Genomic DNA, 14,448 nt, shown 5'->3' on the forward strand with positions numbered 1-14,448 from the left:
TCAGCCCTGCGGCGTCGCCGGGGTCCAGGGTTCGGCCTGTGCCGCGCCGCCCTTGGCCTTCAGCGAAACCGGGGCTTCGCCGATCACCTCGACCAGCGCCTTCAGGGCTTCCGGCATGCCTTCGCCGGTCACCGCCGAGATCAGCAGCGGCGTCTTCTTCGCCGCGCGCTTCAACCGGTCCTTTTGCTTCTTCAGCTCGTCCGGCGTCACGGCATCGATCTTGTTGAGAGCGACGATTTCGATCTTCTCGGCGAGATGTCCCTCATAGGCATCGAGCTCGGTGCGGACCGTCTTGTAGGCCTTGCCGGCATGTTCGCAGGTCGCATCGATCAGATGCAGCAGCACGCGGCAGCGTTCGACATGGCCCAAGAACCTGTCGCCGAGGCCGGCGCCTTCATGCGCGCCCTCGATCAGGCCCGGAATATCCGCCAGCACGAATTCACGGCCCTGCGCATTCACGACGCCGAGCTGCGGATGCAATGTGGTGAAGGGATAGTCCGCGATCTTCGGCTTTGCCGCGCTGACGACCGAGAGGAAGGTCGACTTGCCGGCGTTGGGCAGGCCGACGAGGCCGGCATCGGCGATCAATTTCAGCCGCAGCCAGATCCAGCGTTCCTCGCCTTCCTGGCCGGGATTGGCGTTGCGCGGCGCGCGGTTGGTGGAGGATTTGAAATGCGCATTGCCGAAGCCGCCATTGCCGCCTTCGGCCAGCACGAATTTTTCGCCGAGCGTGGTGAAGTCGTGGATCAGGGTCTCGCGATCCTCGTCGAAGATCTGCGTGCCGACCGGCACCTTGAGCACGATCGACTTGCCGTTGGCGCCATGGCGGTCCTTGCCCATGCCATTGGTGCCCTTCTGCGCCTTGAAGTGCTGCTGGTAGCGATAGTCGATCAGCGTGTTCAGTCCATCGACCACTTCGATGACGACGTCGCCGCCGCGGCCGCCATTGCCGCCGGAGGGGCCACCGAACTCGATGAACTTCTCGCGGCGGAACGCAACGCAGCCGTTGCCGCCGTCGCCGGAGCGGATATAGACCTTTGCTTCGTCAAGGAATTTCATGATGGCTTCTATGGCGTTTTCGAGCGAATTGGGCAGCGGATCGCGGTGCAATCAAGTTTACGCAGATTGCGTAGACTTATCTGCGGTAAACGCGTCAAACGAGCGCTGGAGCCTCGTTCCGATCAATCGGTGCAGAATAGGTACTAGGTAAGGCAGGGGGGCCGCTGCGGCAACCCTCAAGCCACCAAACATTGGCGAAAAGCCTTAATTTTCGGGCCTTTTTACGGCCTTGGGCGATATTCCGGCCGCTCAGGCATGATATCGCTCCAACCAGCTTACATCGGGGCCTGGGGTGATCGAAAGAGACGCGATCAGCTCGGCCGCTTGCGGATCAAAAACTTCTGCATGCCCTCGAGCACCAGCTCCTTGCGCTGATTGAACACGGTCGAGCGCAGCGTCACCACGCCGGTGCTGCGGCCGGGGACCAGTTCGGTTACTTCAAGCGCGGGATAGATGGTATCGCCGGCATAGACCGGCTTGAGGAACCTACTCGACTGTTCGAGAAATCCGATCAGCGATTCCTCGACAATGTAAGGAAACAGCCCGGCGCCCGGCGCGGTGTGGACCAGGGTCTGGAATCCATGCGCGAGCAGGTCCGGCATGCCGCGGGCGCGGCAATATTCGACATCGTAGTGGATCGGGTGGGTATCGCCGCTCGCGGTCTGGAACGCGGCGAACACGGCCGAGGTCTGGGTCCGGCTCGGGATCACGAAACGCTCGCCGAGCTTGAAATCCTCGAACCAGCGCTGCTCAGACACCATACGATGTTGGGCGGGGTCGAAGTCGGTCATGGCTCGGATTCCTGTTGTGCCTTGCGAGATGACGTACCGGTATCGCAGAGGGGATACTGCGACAATCCGTTCAATTCGTCATGAGGGGTAAACGCACAAAGCGCGCCTTCGCACTGGACATCCCGGGCGTCCACGTCTTTAAAACATCGCAGCAACAAAAAGACGTCGATGGCCGGAGCCTTGGCGTAAAGACGCGCTTCGCGCTTTTGTCCGGCCATGATGGGAAACGCCGAATTCATCGATGAGCCTCTTCGCAAAACCATCCACCTATGACGAGCGTTCCGCGCGGCTGGCCGGCATCGGATTGATGCTGCTGTCGATCTTCATGTTCTCGTTCGGCGACGCGCTCGGCAAGTTCATGGTCGCGACCTATTCGGTCGGGCAATTGCTGTGGCTGCGCGCCTGCGCGGCGCTCCTGGTGCTGCTGCCGATCATCTGGAAGCAGCGCGCCGAATTCACGCGCCTGGAACGGCCATGGCTGCAATTGCTCCGGGTGACGCTCTCCACGCTGGAAGTTGCCGCCTTCTTTATCGCGACCGTCTATCTGCCGCTCGCCGACGTCATCACCTATTATCTGGCGGCGCCGATTTTCGTCACGGCGCTGTCGGGGCTGGTGCTGGGCGAGCGCGTCGGCTGGCGGCGCTGGACCGCCATTCTGATCGGCTTCGCCGGCGTATTGATCGCGCTGCGGCCATCGGCACAGACCGTGAGCTGGCCCGCAATGATCGCGCTCGCCGGCAGCTTTTCATTCGCGTTGCTGATGCTGATCACGCGCTCGCTGCGGGCGACGCCGGATATCGTGCTGGCGTCATCGCAATTCGCCGGCACCTTCCTGCTCGGCGCGGTGATGTCGCCGTTTGGCTGGGTGACGCCGTCGCCCGGCAGCCTGGGCCTGTTTGCCGCGGCGGGCATTATTTCGGTGTGCGCGCTGCTATGCGTCAACCGCTCACTGAAACTGGCGCCGGCCAGCGTCGTGGTGCCGTATCAATATTCGATGATCGTGTGGGCGGTGATCTTCGGCTTCGTGGTGTGGGGGGACGTGCCGTCACCGGCGACCATCGTAGGTGCCGCGATCATCATCGGCGCCGGACTTTACATCTTCCTGCGCGAGCAGCAGCTCGGGCGCGAGGAGACGGTGGTCAATCCACCGGCGTGACCCGCGGTCGTCCCGGCGAAGGCCGGGACCCATAGCCACCGGCCTTGATGGTTGCAGAAGGTGGCGGCTGCCGGTGGCTAGACCGAGAGAGCACGGAGTATGGGTCCCGGCCTTCGCCGGGACGACAACAACTACCGCTCTCTCCTCGTCGAAGTGCCCCAGTTCTTCAGCGACGACCAGACGCTGCGCGACAGACGGAAACAGTCGACCGGGGTCGACGATCCCAGCGCCTCGAAGCGGTGCAGTTCGACGCCGCTCCACTGGAAGCCGCATTTCTCCAGGATGTTGCGCGAGGAGGGGTTGGCGACGCGGGCGCCTGATATCAGGTGCTCGGCATCGAATTCCTCGAAGTGAAAATCGATCACCGCGCGCGCAGCTTCGGTGCCAAAGCCCTGGCCCCAATGCTCGACGCCAAGCCAATAGCCGAGTTCCGGTGCGTCCTGCTCGCGCCAGTCGATGCCGACCATGCCGAGCGGCGAATGATTGTTCTCGATCAGGAACACGGTCGCCCGGCCACCGCCCAACGCGCGCACGAATTCGACGGCGTGATCCCTTGAGTACGGATGCGGCAGGCGGCGGGTGTTTTCCGCAATGCGGCGATCGTTGGCGAGGTACGCAATCGCTTTTACGTCCGCGAGCGTCGGCCGGCGCAAGGTCAGCCGCTCGGTCTCGAGGACGCATGGACTCGCTTCACGCAATGTCGGGGTCGGGATGTCCTGCAACATGTCGGGCTCCTGAAATGCGAAAACATACGCAAACAAAAAGGGAGGCCGGTTTCCCGCCTCCCCTTGGAGCCTTTTTTGACTCCGCCGGTTCAACAGGACCCGGCGGACTCATGTTGTCCACCGTCTATTCGGCCGCCTCCGCCATCGGAACAACCGATACGAAAGTGCGGCCATTGCCTTTTGCACGGAACTCGACGTGACCTTCGATCTTGGCGAAGAGAGTATGGTCGGTGCCCATGCCCACATTAAGGCCGGGATGCCAGGTGGTGCCGCGCTGACGCGCGATAATGTTGCCGGGGATCACGTGCTCGCCGCCATACGCCTTGATGCCAAGGCGCTTGCCTGCTGAATCACGTCCGTTCCGCGATGAACCGCCTGCTTTTTTGTGAGCCATGGCCCGTCTCCAACTTCGCCGTAATCTAGATCAATTCCTTGACGGAATCATTTCACGCTTTGTCACGCATCACATTCTGATGCGCTGATATCACTTCTTGGCTGCAGCCTTCTTGGCCGGAGCCTTTTTTGCGGGCGCCTTCTTGGCCGCCGGTGCCTCGTCGCCCTCGGCGGGCGCCGCGACGACCTTTTCCTTCTTCGGCCGCGGGCCGATCGAAGGCTTGGCGTTATCGGCCAGGATCTCGGTGATGCGAAGCACCGTGAGCTCGTCGCGATAGCCGCGCTTGCGGCGCGAATTCTTGCGGCGGCGCTTCTTGAACGCGATCACCTTGGCGCCGCGCTTGTGGTCCAGCACTTCTGCCGCGACCGAGGCGCCGGCGACCGTGGGCATGCCCAGCACCGGCGTGTCACCGCCGAGCACCAGAACTTCGCCAAGTTGCACGATCGTGCCGACGTCGCCGGCGATCTTGCCTATCTCGAGTACATCATTCGGAACGACCCGGTATTGCCGGCCGCCGGTTTTGATGACTGCGAACATCGTTTTATTCCTTCGTGTTCGATCCCGGCCTCGGACGTCTCCCCATAGGGGCATGTCCGGGTCGGCTTTTTGGTCAGTCGTTATGGGTACGATTTTCGCACGGTCGGGGTGTGAGCCCTCAAATTCGCGCAAAAACAAGCGGCGCGAGAAATCCCGCGCCGGATGCCGGGACTTATAGCCGCTGGCAGCCCCGAGTCAAGGCAAAGGAGCCCAAAAACCGGGCCAAATGAAGGATTTGGATCAGGAAACGGCGAATAGGGCGGCCCATTCGCTGCTCGCCCTTCGCCATTGGCCACTCGCCCAAGTGAAACCAATGGGTTCCCCGCCCGTTGTGTCACCGAAATCCGGTTGGGCTAGGGCAAAAATGGCAGAAGACACAGTCACGACAACGGGCATCGCCCGCCACGGCGCAGGCCGTCTACCGTCCGTCGAGGTCGACAGCTTTAATATAGAGCTGAAGGACGATGACGGGTTCCTCGGTGACCGCGCCAGCAAGGGCGCGTTTCGCAAGATATTGGATACGCTGCGCAAGCCGCTGAAGAAAAACGGCGACGATCCGTTGGGGAAAAAATCCACTGACGAGATCGCCAAGGGCGACCTCGACGAGGCGCTGGTGGGCGACGATCTCGCTGCCGCCGCGCTGGTGCATGGCGCGATCGAGGAATTCGCGCAGGAGCTTGCCTATGTGACCGGGCGCTTCCTCAAGACCAAGGCCTGGGCTGATACCGAGCGCATTGTGGTCGGTGGCGGATTCCGGCAAAGCCGGGTCGGCGAACTCGCGATCGCCCGCACCGGGCTTCTCCTCAAGGCCGAGGAGTATGACGTCGATCTGGTGCCGATCCGTTTTCATCCGGATGACGCCGGCCTGATCGGCGCGCTGCACCTGGCGCCGTCATGGATTTTCGAGGGCTATGACAGCATCCTGAGCGTCGACATCGGCGGCACCAACATCCGCTGCGGCGTGGTCGAGACGCGCTGGAAGAAGACGCCCGATCTTTCGAAGGCCGAGGTTTGGAAGTCCGAACTGTGGCGGCATGCCGACGACGAGCCGACGCGCGAGGGCGCGGTAAAACGGCTGGTCAAGATGCTGAAGGATCTGATCGCCGAGGCTGAAACAGAGGGCCACAAGCTGGCGCCTTTCATCGGCATTGCCTGTCCCGGTGTGATCAACGGCGATGGCTCGATCGAAAAAGGTGCACAGAATCTGCCGGGCAATTGGGAGAGCAGCAAATTCAATCTGCCGGCAAGTCTCGTGGAAGCTATACCGATGATCGGCGATCACGACACGGCGGTGTTGATGCATAATGACGGCGTCGTGCAGGGGCTTTCCGAGGTCCCTTACATGCAGGATGTCGAACGATGGGGCGTGCTGACCATCGGTACCGGTCTCGGCAATGCGCGCTTCACCAATCGCAGGAAAGAAAACGGCAAGAGCGAAAAGGCCAAAGACAAGGGCGACAGCGACAAGGACGACAAGAAAGCAAAGAAGGGTAAAGATTAACAGGCGCGTTCGAGTGCGGTTAATACCGGCCGCAGCGAGCAAAACCCCTGAAAACAAGGGACCGGAGCGATTTTTCCGATTCCAGCGGTGCGCGCGATGAGAGTTCCGTCGGCGCGCGGTAAGGTTGACTGGTTAGGTTAAAACCGGGATCGCGTTGCCCTTTCCGCGCGCGCCGCTACCGTCAAATCGTCGCTCCAGCTGACCGGCGAAGCCGCACTTCCCGGCCAGAATTTCAAAGTAGCGGCACGGGGCCGTCAGTGTTTTGTCGCGTCTGGCGGCCCCACCTTTGTCTCGATCTCCACTCATAGCGTTTTCGAGCGAAGTGGGTACCGGTTCGCGTGAAGAAAACGCGTCAAAAAAAGAGTCACTTCCAGCCGATGCGCTGAAAGAACGCCGCGATCTCGGATGCCGCGCGATCGGGATCCTCGCGATGCGCGAAGTGACCGACGCCTTCGAACATCGCAAGATCGAGATTTGAAAAAGTCTCGCCGAGCCGATCGGTCCAGGCATAGGGAAACAGCGGGTCGTGTTCGGCCCAGCGAACGCAAGTCGGCAGATCGATCGGCGCCAGCCCGGGCGCCTCGCCCTTCAGCATGCGGATCCGCCCGGCATGCGCGCCGCGGTAATACGCAAAGCCGCCGGCGAGGTTTCCGTCTTTCAGGAAATTGTCGACGAACGCTTCGAGCACGTCGTCGAATGCCTGGCGGCGATGGCTCCAGTGTTTCAGGAAATAGCCGATATAGGCGCGGCAGCTGTCGCGGCTGGCGCCGATCAGCATGGGTGCGATCTCCAGCTGGTTGAGCGACTGGTACCAGATGTGGTTCAGCCGGTCCGGCTCCGCCATCCGCCGCCCGATGCCGGGATGGACGAAATCGAAGAAGAACAATCCGGCAATGCGCTCCGGCGCGGCGCGCGCCATCGGCTGCATCAGCCCGCCGCCGACGTCGTGGCCGACAATGCCGGCCTGCGCGAGGCCGAGCGCGTCCATCAGCGCCAGCATGTCAGCGGCGTGCTGATCGGGACCGTGCGGCCCATTGGGCTTGTCGCTGTCGCCGAAACCGCGCAGGTCGGGCGCATAAAGCGTGAAGCGATCGGCGAGCCGCGCCATCACAGGCTCCCAGGTCAGCCAGAATTCGGGCCAGCCATGCAGCAATAAGAGCGGCTGTCCTTTCCCGGCGCGGGCGACATGGAACGCCGCGCCATTGGCACGAATCGTCAACTGCTCCATTTTTCGGCTCCTTTTTTCAGGTCCTGGGTCCGCTTGGCTGTCAGCGAAAATCTTGCCCCCGCGCCTTGTCTGGTCCGCCGTCCTCGCCTAGAACTCGCCCCGACCGCGGGTGAGGAATCACCCCAAAATGGCGCCTGGAGAGGTGGCAGAGTGGTCGAATGCACCGCACTCGAAATGCGGCATAGGTGCAAGCCTATCGGGGGTTCGAATCCCTCCCTCTCCGCCAGCTTGCCCAAGGCCGCGTATCCTCCTGGAGGGCTCGGGGGCAATTGAGCCCATTTATAGCAGCGATTTCTCATTTGAGCTCTGGAGTCCCGAACGGCAAAGCCGGCCTATTGTTCTCCGAAAGGCCCGTTTTCTCCGAAGCTCAGGACTCAATCCATTCGGTACGGTTCTCGAACTTTCGAACATCTGGAGTCACTTATGAACTTCAGCGGTAAGAGGTTCTGCCGTTTCTCTCGGCCAACCGAGATTACGAACCGCCGTGCACGTGCGCGGTCTGCGGCAAGCTTCTGCGGACGCCTCGCGCTTGCACCGTTGTGGCGCCCGGTCGCTTGGCCGGCGCCGAATTGAGAGTGCGATAGGTTGAGTATATTGAAGTTTGCGATCGGTCAGGACTGCGGGTATCAACGAAGTTAGCAACAGACCTTGCGGATCAGGAGAGCTTTGAACAGGCAGGCGTGACGTCCGCCAAGAACGCCTTTGCGCCAGAGCTGCCGAAAACCATTAGCGGTCGCTCGCGAATGCGTTGTGGCCTGGTTACACGTAAAAATTGCCCCCGTGGGTAAGTTTGTGAAAGCTCCGACGCTCGGGTTGAATGGTCTCTTACGACGTTGGACCCGATTGGACCTCCGCGGACGGCCTGAAGGCGCTTTGGTCGGGTGTGCCCTGGATTGCCGTTATGGACAATGATCGCAAGCGGATAGCGAGGACGCTGAAGCGCCTCAAGCATGACTTGTTGGCGAGCGACGTGCCGGCTTTCCGCTCCTGCATCGAGGCAGACGGATCTGCGGACGTCTTGATCGGCTGCCGGGAGCAGAAGGTGTTGATGCGTGCCGCGCCCCGCGTCCGACAGGCTGCCGTCGAAGTGCTGCGCGAAGCTGCGCCACGTTACTTGACGTCGTCCGAAGCTGATCGCTTTCAAGCATACCTCGACTTCTCGGTCGAGTGGAGTAGCGCTCACGCCCGGATTGCCGCCGAATTGCGTGCTGCTCTTCAGGGGCTTTCCAGGACGAGTTTGAGCCAGTTGGTCGACGCGACGGGAACCGTTTTACGACGATATTTCGATCGACTTCCGTCAGTCGAGGCGCGGCCGGAACTATCGGTTGCCGAGTATGAACGACGACTCGGCAACGCTAACGGCTTCGCGAACGACACCTATTACGCGGTTGTCCGCGCGATGAACGAGGCGGCAAAGGCGAGCCTCGACCATGATGCACCTCTGCTACCGGACGCCCGCATGAAGCGACAGATCCGGTCCTTGGAGAGGGCATCCGTCGTCGCTTCGAAATTGAATGCTCTGGAATGGCTGTTCGACTCCGTTACCTACGGCGATATGGATGTCACGCGAATCCCGGGAACTGATCCGATCAGGTTCCGAATGGAGTTCTCGGATCCGCGTCTGCACCTTCTTCGGACGCTCGCTATTCGTCGTGCCTTGATCTTGAATACTCACGGCGCTAGGGCACGGCGTTTCGTGCGAGAGAAGCTCAAGGAATTGGAGGATAGCTTTCTCGATAAGGCAATCGGCTACTACGTTGATGCCTCTGGCATCGATCGAAAGGAGATAGATAGGGATAGGCTGAAGAGGCTGAGCTCGGCGCAGCTGATCCTCGTCGATGCGGAAGACGACTTGCTGTCTGTGGCGGATACGAAAGACCGCAGCGCCGCGACGTATTACTCGACGGCAATGGCGTTGCGTTGGTACGCGATGACGGCTGAGGCCGTGCGCACCCGCGTGCCACGCAAGCCCGATCGAGTGCTGGCGGCACGCATTCCTTTGTACCAGATCGAGGAGGCGATTGAACTTGGTGGTGGGAAGAACGTGGCTGCGGCCATCGAGCGGCTTTTGAGCGACCTGCCGGCGAAAAGTCACTACGATCTGGCGCGACGGCCGTTCATTCGAGAGGTACCGGGAATTGCTTGCTACATTCCTCATGGAGATGGCGGAACATGGAATACGACGGTCAGAGAAACCCTGACCGACGGCGGCAGACGCGGCGACGCCTATGGACGGATCTGTGAAGAATTCTATATCCGTGGTTTCGTCGAGTCGGATTGGAAGATCACTGGACGGAATGTTCACCTTCGTCGAGATGGCAGGATTATTACAGAAGTCGACATTCTTCTACGTAGAGGCGACCTTCTCTTGGTAACTCAAGTGAAAGCGCTGATCGGTTCCGGTATGACCGTGTACGACCATTGGCGAAACAAGCAGACCGTCGTTTGGGGATGTCGGCAGGCCCGCGTCGCAGCCGACTTCATCCAGAAGAACAAGGATTGGCTCGCCTCCGTGGTGGGAAACGGTGCCGCTGACGAGATACGATATGTGCAGCCTGTTGTCCTGACCACTGTAGATATGTTCAATGGGTGGAGTTACGAAGGAGTTCCAGTGATCGCGGAAGGGGGACGGAAAGCGATCACCGAAGGAGCGAAAGTGCGTTACACCTCGTCACAGACTGGCGAGACACTTTACACTCAGCACTTCTCGACCTCGAAGATCTTGTGGGCGCTAGAGAATCCACTGGAGCTGATGATCTCGCCGGAGAGCATGGATATCCGCCATCGCGAAACAAGCGTGGGCGGCCTGTTCGTGGCGATGCCGGACTTCGAGCTTCGTACCGATCTCCCAAGCTATCCAAGGGTGTTGGAATCCATGGCTCTTGAAGAAGCCGTGCCTTCTCCTCGATCCGTGCCAAGTCGATCGCCGCACGGCTAAGCCTTCGCCAGCAAGAAGAGGTGTCCGAGGCGGTCGGCTCCGAGTTTCCAAAGGTCAGTTCGACGTCGACCCGGCCTTCACCTTCTCTTTTTAAAGGTCGGATCAGGAGTAGAGAGAATATTCGTTTTGTCTCACACAGTGCGTGGCCCCTGTCGCGTCTATCTAAGATAGCATTCACTTGATGCCGGTCGGCAGGTTAGGTAGAGGTGAGATGGTCAGGAGCCCAGACTAAAGTCGTTCGAGGCCGGTTGGGCGTTCGCAATACATGGGAGCGGCAATGGCTGAGACAGAACAGGGAATTGGCGGATATACGAAACTTAGAAGGGAGTTGCGCCGGCGTACGGTGGAGCCATTTTTTCAACCACCCTTCGTGTTCTACGTTCTGACCGGTGTTGTCTTGTTCGGCGGATTGGGGATTTGGGTCGAACTCGCTAAGCTTCTCCTAGCCAACGGTACAGCCCCGGTGGGAGTTGGCACTGAGAGTGTGCTCCCGGTCCACAGCAAACTCGAACCTCTCGTGACCGCCGTCATTACGTTCTTCTCGACGCTGGCAGGAGCCTCAACTATCCAGCTCAATTACAGCTCGTACGAGGGTACGAACAAGGCCATCGGCTCGTTCGCATTGTTGCTGATGTGTTGCTTCGCTGCACTCGCGCTGCTTCTTGCGCTCCTCGGGTCAAGCCAGCCCCGCATTGTCCTTCTACTGGGTGCAATATGCTCGTTGGCTGCCGTTTGGGTCTGGTGGATCACGAACGGCGACGAGCCGACCTTCAGAGAGATCACACCGAAGGATGCCGAGGCCGCCGTGGGCGGTAACCCCGAGCGTGAACTTCCTGGCACTCTCGAAGGTTTCGAGGCCTGATATGATCCAGTTTCCGCATACAACCCCCGTCTTGAAAGTCGAGCAGCCGCTCGGGACTTTCTTCGTAGCTGTGCTATCGGCCGAGCTACTCTTGCGCGTGGCCGAAAGCGAGCGTTTGAGGGCCGCAATGAACGAAACTGGCGAAGGCTACACATTATCCGGCACGCAACGGATGCAACAGGAAAAGAGGTTCACGGAGATCGCGAATTACATAGATCGGGTCGACGCTGCATTTCCTAATTCCATCATACTTGCGGCCAATTTCGAGCCGGGCGCTGCAGTCGACCTAGACGAAGCGGCCACGATTGCCGAGGAAAGTGGGGGCAGCTCTGCCGAACTCACTGGAGCCGAGTGGTATGTCCAGCAAGATGGTCCCCATGGGTGGAAGCTTGTCATTCCGACGGAGAAGCCGGTCGCTTCTATTGTCGATGGGCAGCACCGGTTGGAAGCCTTCCGAAAGGCGTCGGCCGGTAGGTTGGACATGCAACTCGTCTGTTCTGTGTTCATCGACTTGCCAAAACCGCTTCAAGCCCAACTGTTCGCGACCATCAATTCGACGCAGAAAGCGGTCGACAGAAGTATTACCTATGAATTATTCGGGTACAATGTATCCGATCAGCCGGAATCCTATTGGACTCCGGATAAGCTGTCGATTTTCCTTACGCGCAAACTCGCGACGGATGACGAGTCTGTGCTTCGCGGTCGGATCTCGGTGGCGCCCAAGAAGGACGATGAGCTCACACGGCTAACGAAATCGGGCAAATGGCAGGTGTCGACGGCAGTGATAGTGGATGGAATCCTGCGTCTAGTCACGAGCAATCCGAAGCGCGATTCCAATCTCATGAGACGGAAAACCGCGCAGCACCGCCAAGTGCTAAAAGACGGTCCCAAGGACAAGTCGCCCCTTCGTGACGCGTTTATCGAGGGGAACGATTCCCTGATCTTCCGGACAGTGCTTAACTACACAGCGGCATGCGAGGCCGTATTTTGGAGCGGTGCGGAGCCGGGTTCCTTCATAACCAAGACCGTCGGGGTTCAAGCTCTCTTCGACATCTTGCGAAAACTGGCTCCCGAAGCACTTGAACAGAGAAAGATTAGCTCTGGGTTCTTCAAATCGAGATTGGATGGGGCTCGCGATCTCGACTTCTCTGATGCAGAATACAAGAGTCCATCGGGCTCTGGACGCACGAAGATCCGTAAGGCAATCGAGGAGAAGATCGATCTCCAGAGGTGAGGAAGTGAGAAGCGCAGCGGGCCGACGGCGCTCCCACCGCTCGTCGATGGGTGAGCGGAATGCCTGCAATACGCGACCACGGTCCATATAATTGCGTGACGCACCAATCCAAGGCATCACGAGGTGCTTGGCCCAACGCGATGAATTAGGCATCAGGACGAAGTTCAAGAATTGAAGCAACAAAATCCCGCAAGAAACACTCCCGGAACGCAGACGAGGCATTACTTCGCAGTGTGGATTTCGAAAGTTCCATAACAATGGATCAGCGAATTCCCGCTCTGACGGGTTTGGCGACCGCCTACCGCGGAATGCGTAGCTTGGAGCGCTGTTGGCTCCACGCCGCGGGCAGAGGCTTGAGCAACTCATCAAGTTGAAGCGTGGTGGGTTGGCGTCCGGTCAGGATGGCCTCGATGATGTCTGGCGCGAGCAAGGTCAACCGCAAGATGCGGCTCAGATAGGAATCGTTGACCTTCTCTGCTTTGGCGAGTTCTGCGGACGAGGCGTACTTGCCGCTCTCGATCATTTGGCGCCACCGGTGGGCGCGGACGACTGCCTTGACTAGGGCGCTGTCCACGCGCGGGGCGGGCGACCAGGGTGCCGCTCCTGCAGGAGACAGTATCTGCTTGCGACCGGCCCGCTGAAGAAAGCTCACGGCAATGCTGACCATCGCCGTGCGCCCGTCCTGGCTGATGAGGGCTTTGCTGGCTTGATGGCTGGTCGTCATGCGGCATCCTGTTGGGTGGCGGAATTGCCGGCCAACTCGCCGATCAGTGATGTCACGCCCGCGATCCGGAGCTTGATATCAACGCGGTCCGTCCGGACATCAACCCGTTCGACGAGGAGTTCAATGATACGGGACTGTTCAGCAGGGAAGAGTTCATTCCAGAGCGGTTCGAATGCGAGCAGCGAGTTGCGGACGTCAGACTCGGTCAAGCCCTTGATGGATTTTTGGGCGCTGCGCCACGTCTGGACGATGATTTCGGGGGAGAGAAAGAGAATGCGGACCTGATCAATCACGATCTTCTCGATCTCGGCGGCGGGAACGCGTGCGACAGGACAATCGCCAGCGCCCTGTTTTAGGACGGTCTGGCTCAGATAATAGCGATAGAGCTTGCCATTTTTTCGTGTGTGCGTTGGCGACATCGCGACGCCGGTGGGGCCGAAGATAATCCCCTTCAACAGGGCGGGCGTTTGTGCCCGTGTACCAGCCGCTCGTTTGCGAGGGTTTTCTTGAAATCTTGCCTGTACCTTGTCCCAGATCTTGCGATCGATAATGCCGCTGTGCTCACCATCGTATGAAACGCCCTTGTGCATGGCGACACCGACATAGACTGGATTATTGAGCATCTTGTAGAGCATGCCCTTGTCGATCAGCTTGCCGTACTTATTGCGGATGTTTTCTGCGACTAACTGCTGCGCCAATGTCGTGGCCGACCCGACCTTAAGGAAGCGGTCGAAGATCGAGCGGACGAGCTTGGCATCCTCATCATTGACGATCAGCTTACGGTCTTTGACCTCATAGCCCAGCGGCGCCCACCCACCCATCCACATACCGCGCTTACGGGATGCCGCGAACTTATCGCGAATGCGCTCACCAATCACTTCGCGCTCGAACTGAGCAAAGGACAGCAGAATGTTCAGCGTCAGGCGGCCCATCGATGTGGTGGTATTGAAGGACTGTGTCACTGAAACAAACGTGACCTTGTGCTGATCGAAGACCTCGACCAGTCGGGAAAAATCCATCAGCGAGCGCGACAGGCGGTCGATCTTGTAGACCACTACGATATCGATTTTGCCCACCTCGATATCAGCGAGCAGCCGCTTCAGTGCAGGCCGGTCCAGGGTGCCGCCAGAGAACCCGCCATCGTCATATCGGTCGGGCACAAGGAGCCAGCCCTCGGCGCGCTGGCTGGACACGTAGGCTTCACAAGATTCCCTCTGGGCCTCAAGGGAGTTGAACTCCATCTCCAGGCCTTCTTCGCTGGATTTGCGGGTGTAAACGGCGCACCGGAGTTTCTGCAGC

At 59.7% G+C, this 14,448-nt stretch carries 14 protein-coding genes and 1 tRNA gene; 6 read left to right on the forward strand and 9 right to left on the reverse strand.

What is annotated here, in order from left to right; all coding sequences use genetic code 11:
• The 3 genes from obgE to JQ597_RS25220 form a co-directional block, all read right to left on the reverse strand.
• Complete coding sequence (gene obgE / locus JQ597_RS25210; RefSeq protein ID WP_212204199.1) at positions 1–1,059, reverse strand: GTPase ObgE; 1,059 nt, start codon at positions 1,057–1,059, stop codon at positions 1–3.
• A 311-nt stretch (positions 1,060–1,370) separates the two neighbouring features.
• Positions 1,371–1,850, reverse strand: a complete 480-nt coding sequence (locus tag JQ597_RS25215) for a MaoC family dehydratase (protein ID WP_212267753.1) — start codon at positions 1,848–1,850, stop codon at positions 1,371–1,373.
• Complete coding sequence (locus JQ597_RS25220; RefSeq protein ID WP_212267755.1) at positions 1,847–2,089, reverse strand: hypothetical protein; 243 nt, start codon at positions 2,087–2,089, stop codon at positions 1,847–1,849. The genes JQ597_RS25215 and JQ597_RS25220 overlap by 4 nt, the downstream gene beginning before the upstream one ends.
• A gap of 2 nt (positions 2,090–2,091) precedes the next feature.
• On the opposite strand from JQ597_RS25220, the gene JQ597_RS25225 reads away from it, so the two are divergent.
• Positions 2,092–3,006 carry a DMT family transporter gene (locus JQ597_RS25225; RefSeq protein ID WP_212267757.1) on the forward strand — a complete coding sequence of 305 codons (915 nt, stop codon included), beginning with the start codon at positions 2,092–2,094 and terminating at the stop codon, positions 3,004–3,006.
• A gap of 131 nt (positions 3,007–3,137) precedes the next feature.
• Here the strand turns inward: JQ597_RS25225 and JQ597_RS25230 are convergent, their stop codons facing one another.
• The 3 genes from JQ597_RS25230 to rplU form a co-directional block, all read right to left on the reverse strand.
• Positions 3,138–3,731 carry a GNAT family N-acetyltransferase gene (locus tag JQ597_RS25230; protein ID WP_211999220.1) on the reverse strand — a complete coding sequence of 198 codons (594 nt, stop codon included), beginning with the start codon at positions 3,729–3,731 and terminating at the stop codon, positions 3,138–3,140.
• A 124-nt stretch (positions 3,732–3,855) separates the two neighbouring features.
• Positions 3,856–4,125 carry a 50S ribosomal protein L27 gene (gene rpmA / locus JQ597_RS25235; protein ID WP_192739055.1) on the reverse strand — a complete coding sequence of 90 codons (270 nt, stop codon included), beginning with the start codon at positions 4,123–4,125 and terminating at the stop codon, positions 3,856–3,858.
• Positions 4,126–4,215: 90 nt separating this feature from the next.
• A complete protein-coding gene (gene rplU, locus JQ597_RS25240) occupies positions 4,216–4,662 on the reverse strand; it encodes a 50S ribosomal protein L21 (RefSeq protein WP_212267759.1) in 447 nt (148 codons plus the stop codon).
• 364 nt (positions 4,663–5,026) lie between these two features.
• Between rplU and JQ597_RS25245 the strand changes: the two genes are divergently transcribed.
• Positions 5,027–6,163, forward strand: coding sequence for an ROK family protein (locus tag JQ597_RS25245; RefSeq protein ID WP_212267761.1), 1,137 nt, complete (start codon positions 5,027–5,029; stop codon positions 6,161–6,163).
• Between the two features lie 364 nt (positions 6,164–6,527).
• On the opposite strand, the gene JQ597_RS25250 is transcribed toward JQ597_RS25245, so the two are convergent.
• Positions 6,528–7,391, reverse strand: a complete 864-nt coding sequence (locus tag JQ597_RS25250) for an alpha/beta fold hydrolase (RefSeq protein ID WP_212267764.1) — start codon at positions 7,389–7,391, stop codon at positions 6,528–6,530.
• 136 nt (positions 7,392–7,527) lie between these two features.
• On the opposite strand from JQ597_RS25250, the gene JQ597_RS25255 reads away from it, so the two are divergent.
• The 4 genes from JQ597_RS25255 to JQ597_RS25270 all read left to right on the forward strand — a co-directional run bounded on the left by JQ597_RS25255 (position 7,528) and on the right by JQ597_RS25270 (position 12,425).
• Positions 7,528–7,617: transfer RNA gene (locus JQ597_RS25255), tRNA-Ser, on the forward strand.
• 675 nt (positions 7,618–8,292) lie between these two features.
• Entirely contained in the window at positions 8,293–10,329 is a 2,037-nt protein-coding gene (locus JQ597_RS25260) for a hypothetical protein (protein ID WP_212267767.1), read from the forward strand.
• Positions 10,330–10,606: 277 nt separating this feature from the next.
• On the forward strand, positions 10,607–11,191 hold the full coding sequence (locus tag JQ597_RS25265) for a hypothetical protein (RefSeq protein ID WP_212267770.1): 585 nt from the start codon (positions 10,607–10,609) through the stop codon (positions 11,189–11,191).
• A gap of 1 nt (position 11,192) precedes the next feature.
• Entirely contained in the window at positions 11,193–12,425 is a 1,233-nt protein-coding gene (locus JQ597_RS25270; RefSeq protein WP_212267773.1) for a DNA phosphorothioation-associated DGQHR protein 1, read from the forward strand.
• 298 nt (positions 12,426–12,723) lie between these two features.
• On the opposite strand, the gene JQ597_RS25275 is transcribed toward JQ597_RS25270, so the two are convergent.
• On the reverse strand, positions 12,724–13,149 hold the full coding sequence (locus tag JQ597_RS25275; protein ID WP_212267775.1) for a ParB/RepB/Spo0J family partition protein: 426 nt from the start codon (positions 13,147–13,149) through the stop codon (positions 12,724–12,726).
• A complete protein-coding gene (locus JQ597_RS25280; RefSeq protein ID WP_502754619.1) occupies positions 13,146–14,390 on the reverse strand; it encodes a recombinase family protein in 1,245 nt (414 codons plus the stop codon). Before JQ597_RS25280 ends, JQ597_RS25275 begins: the two co-directional genes overlap by 4 nt.
• Positions 14,391–14,448 lie beyond the last annotated feature (58 nt).

It is taken from the genome of Bradyrhizobium sp. AUGA SZCCT0177 (assembly GCF_018130125.1).
In the GTDB taxonomy this organism is placed as follows: domain Bacteria; phylum Pseudomonadota; class Alphaproteobacteria; order Rhizobiales; family Xanthobacteraceae; genus Bradyrhizobium.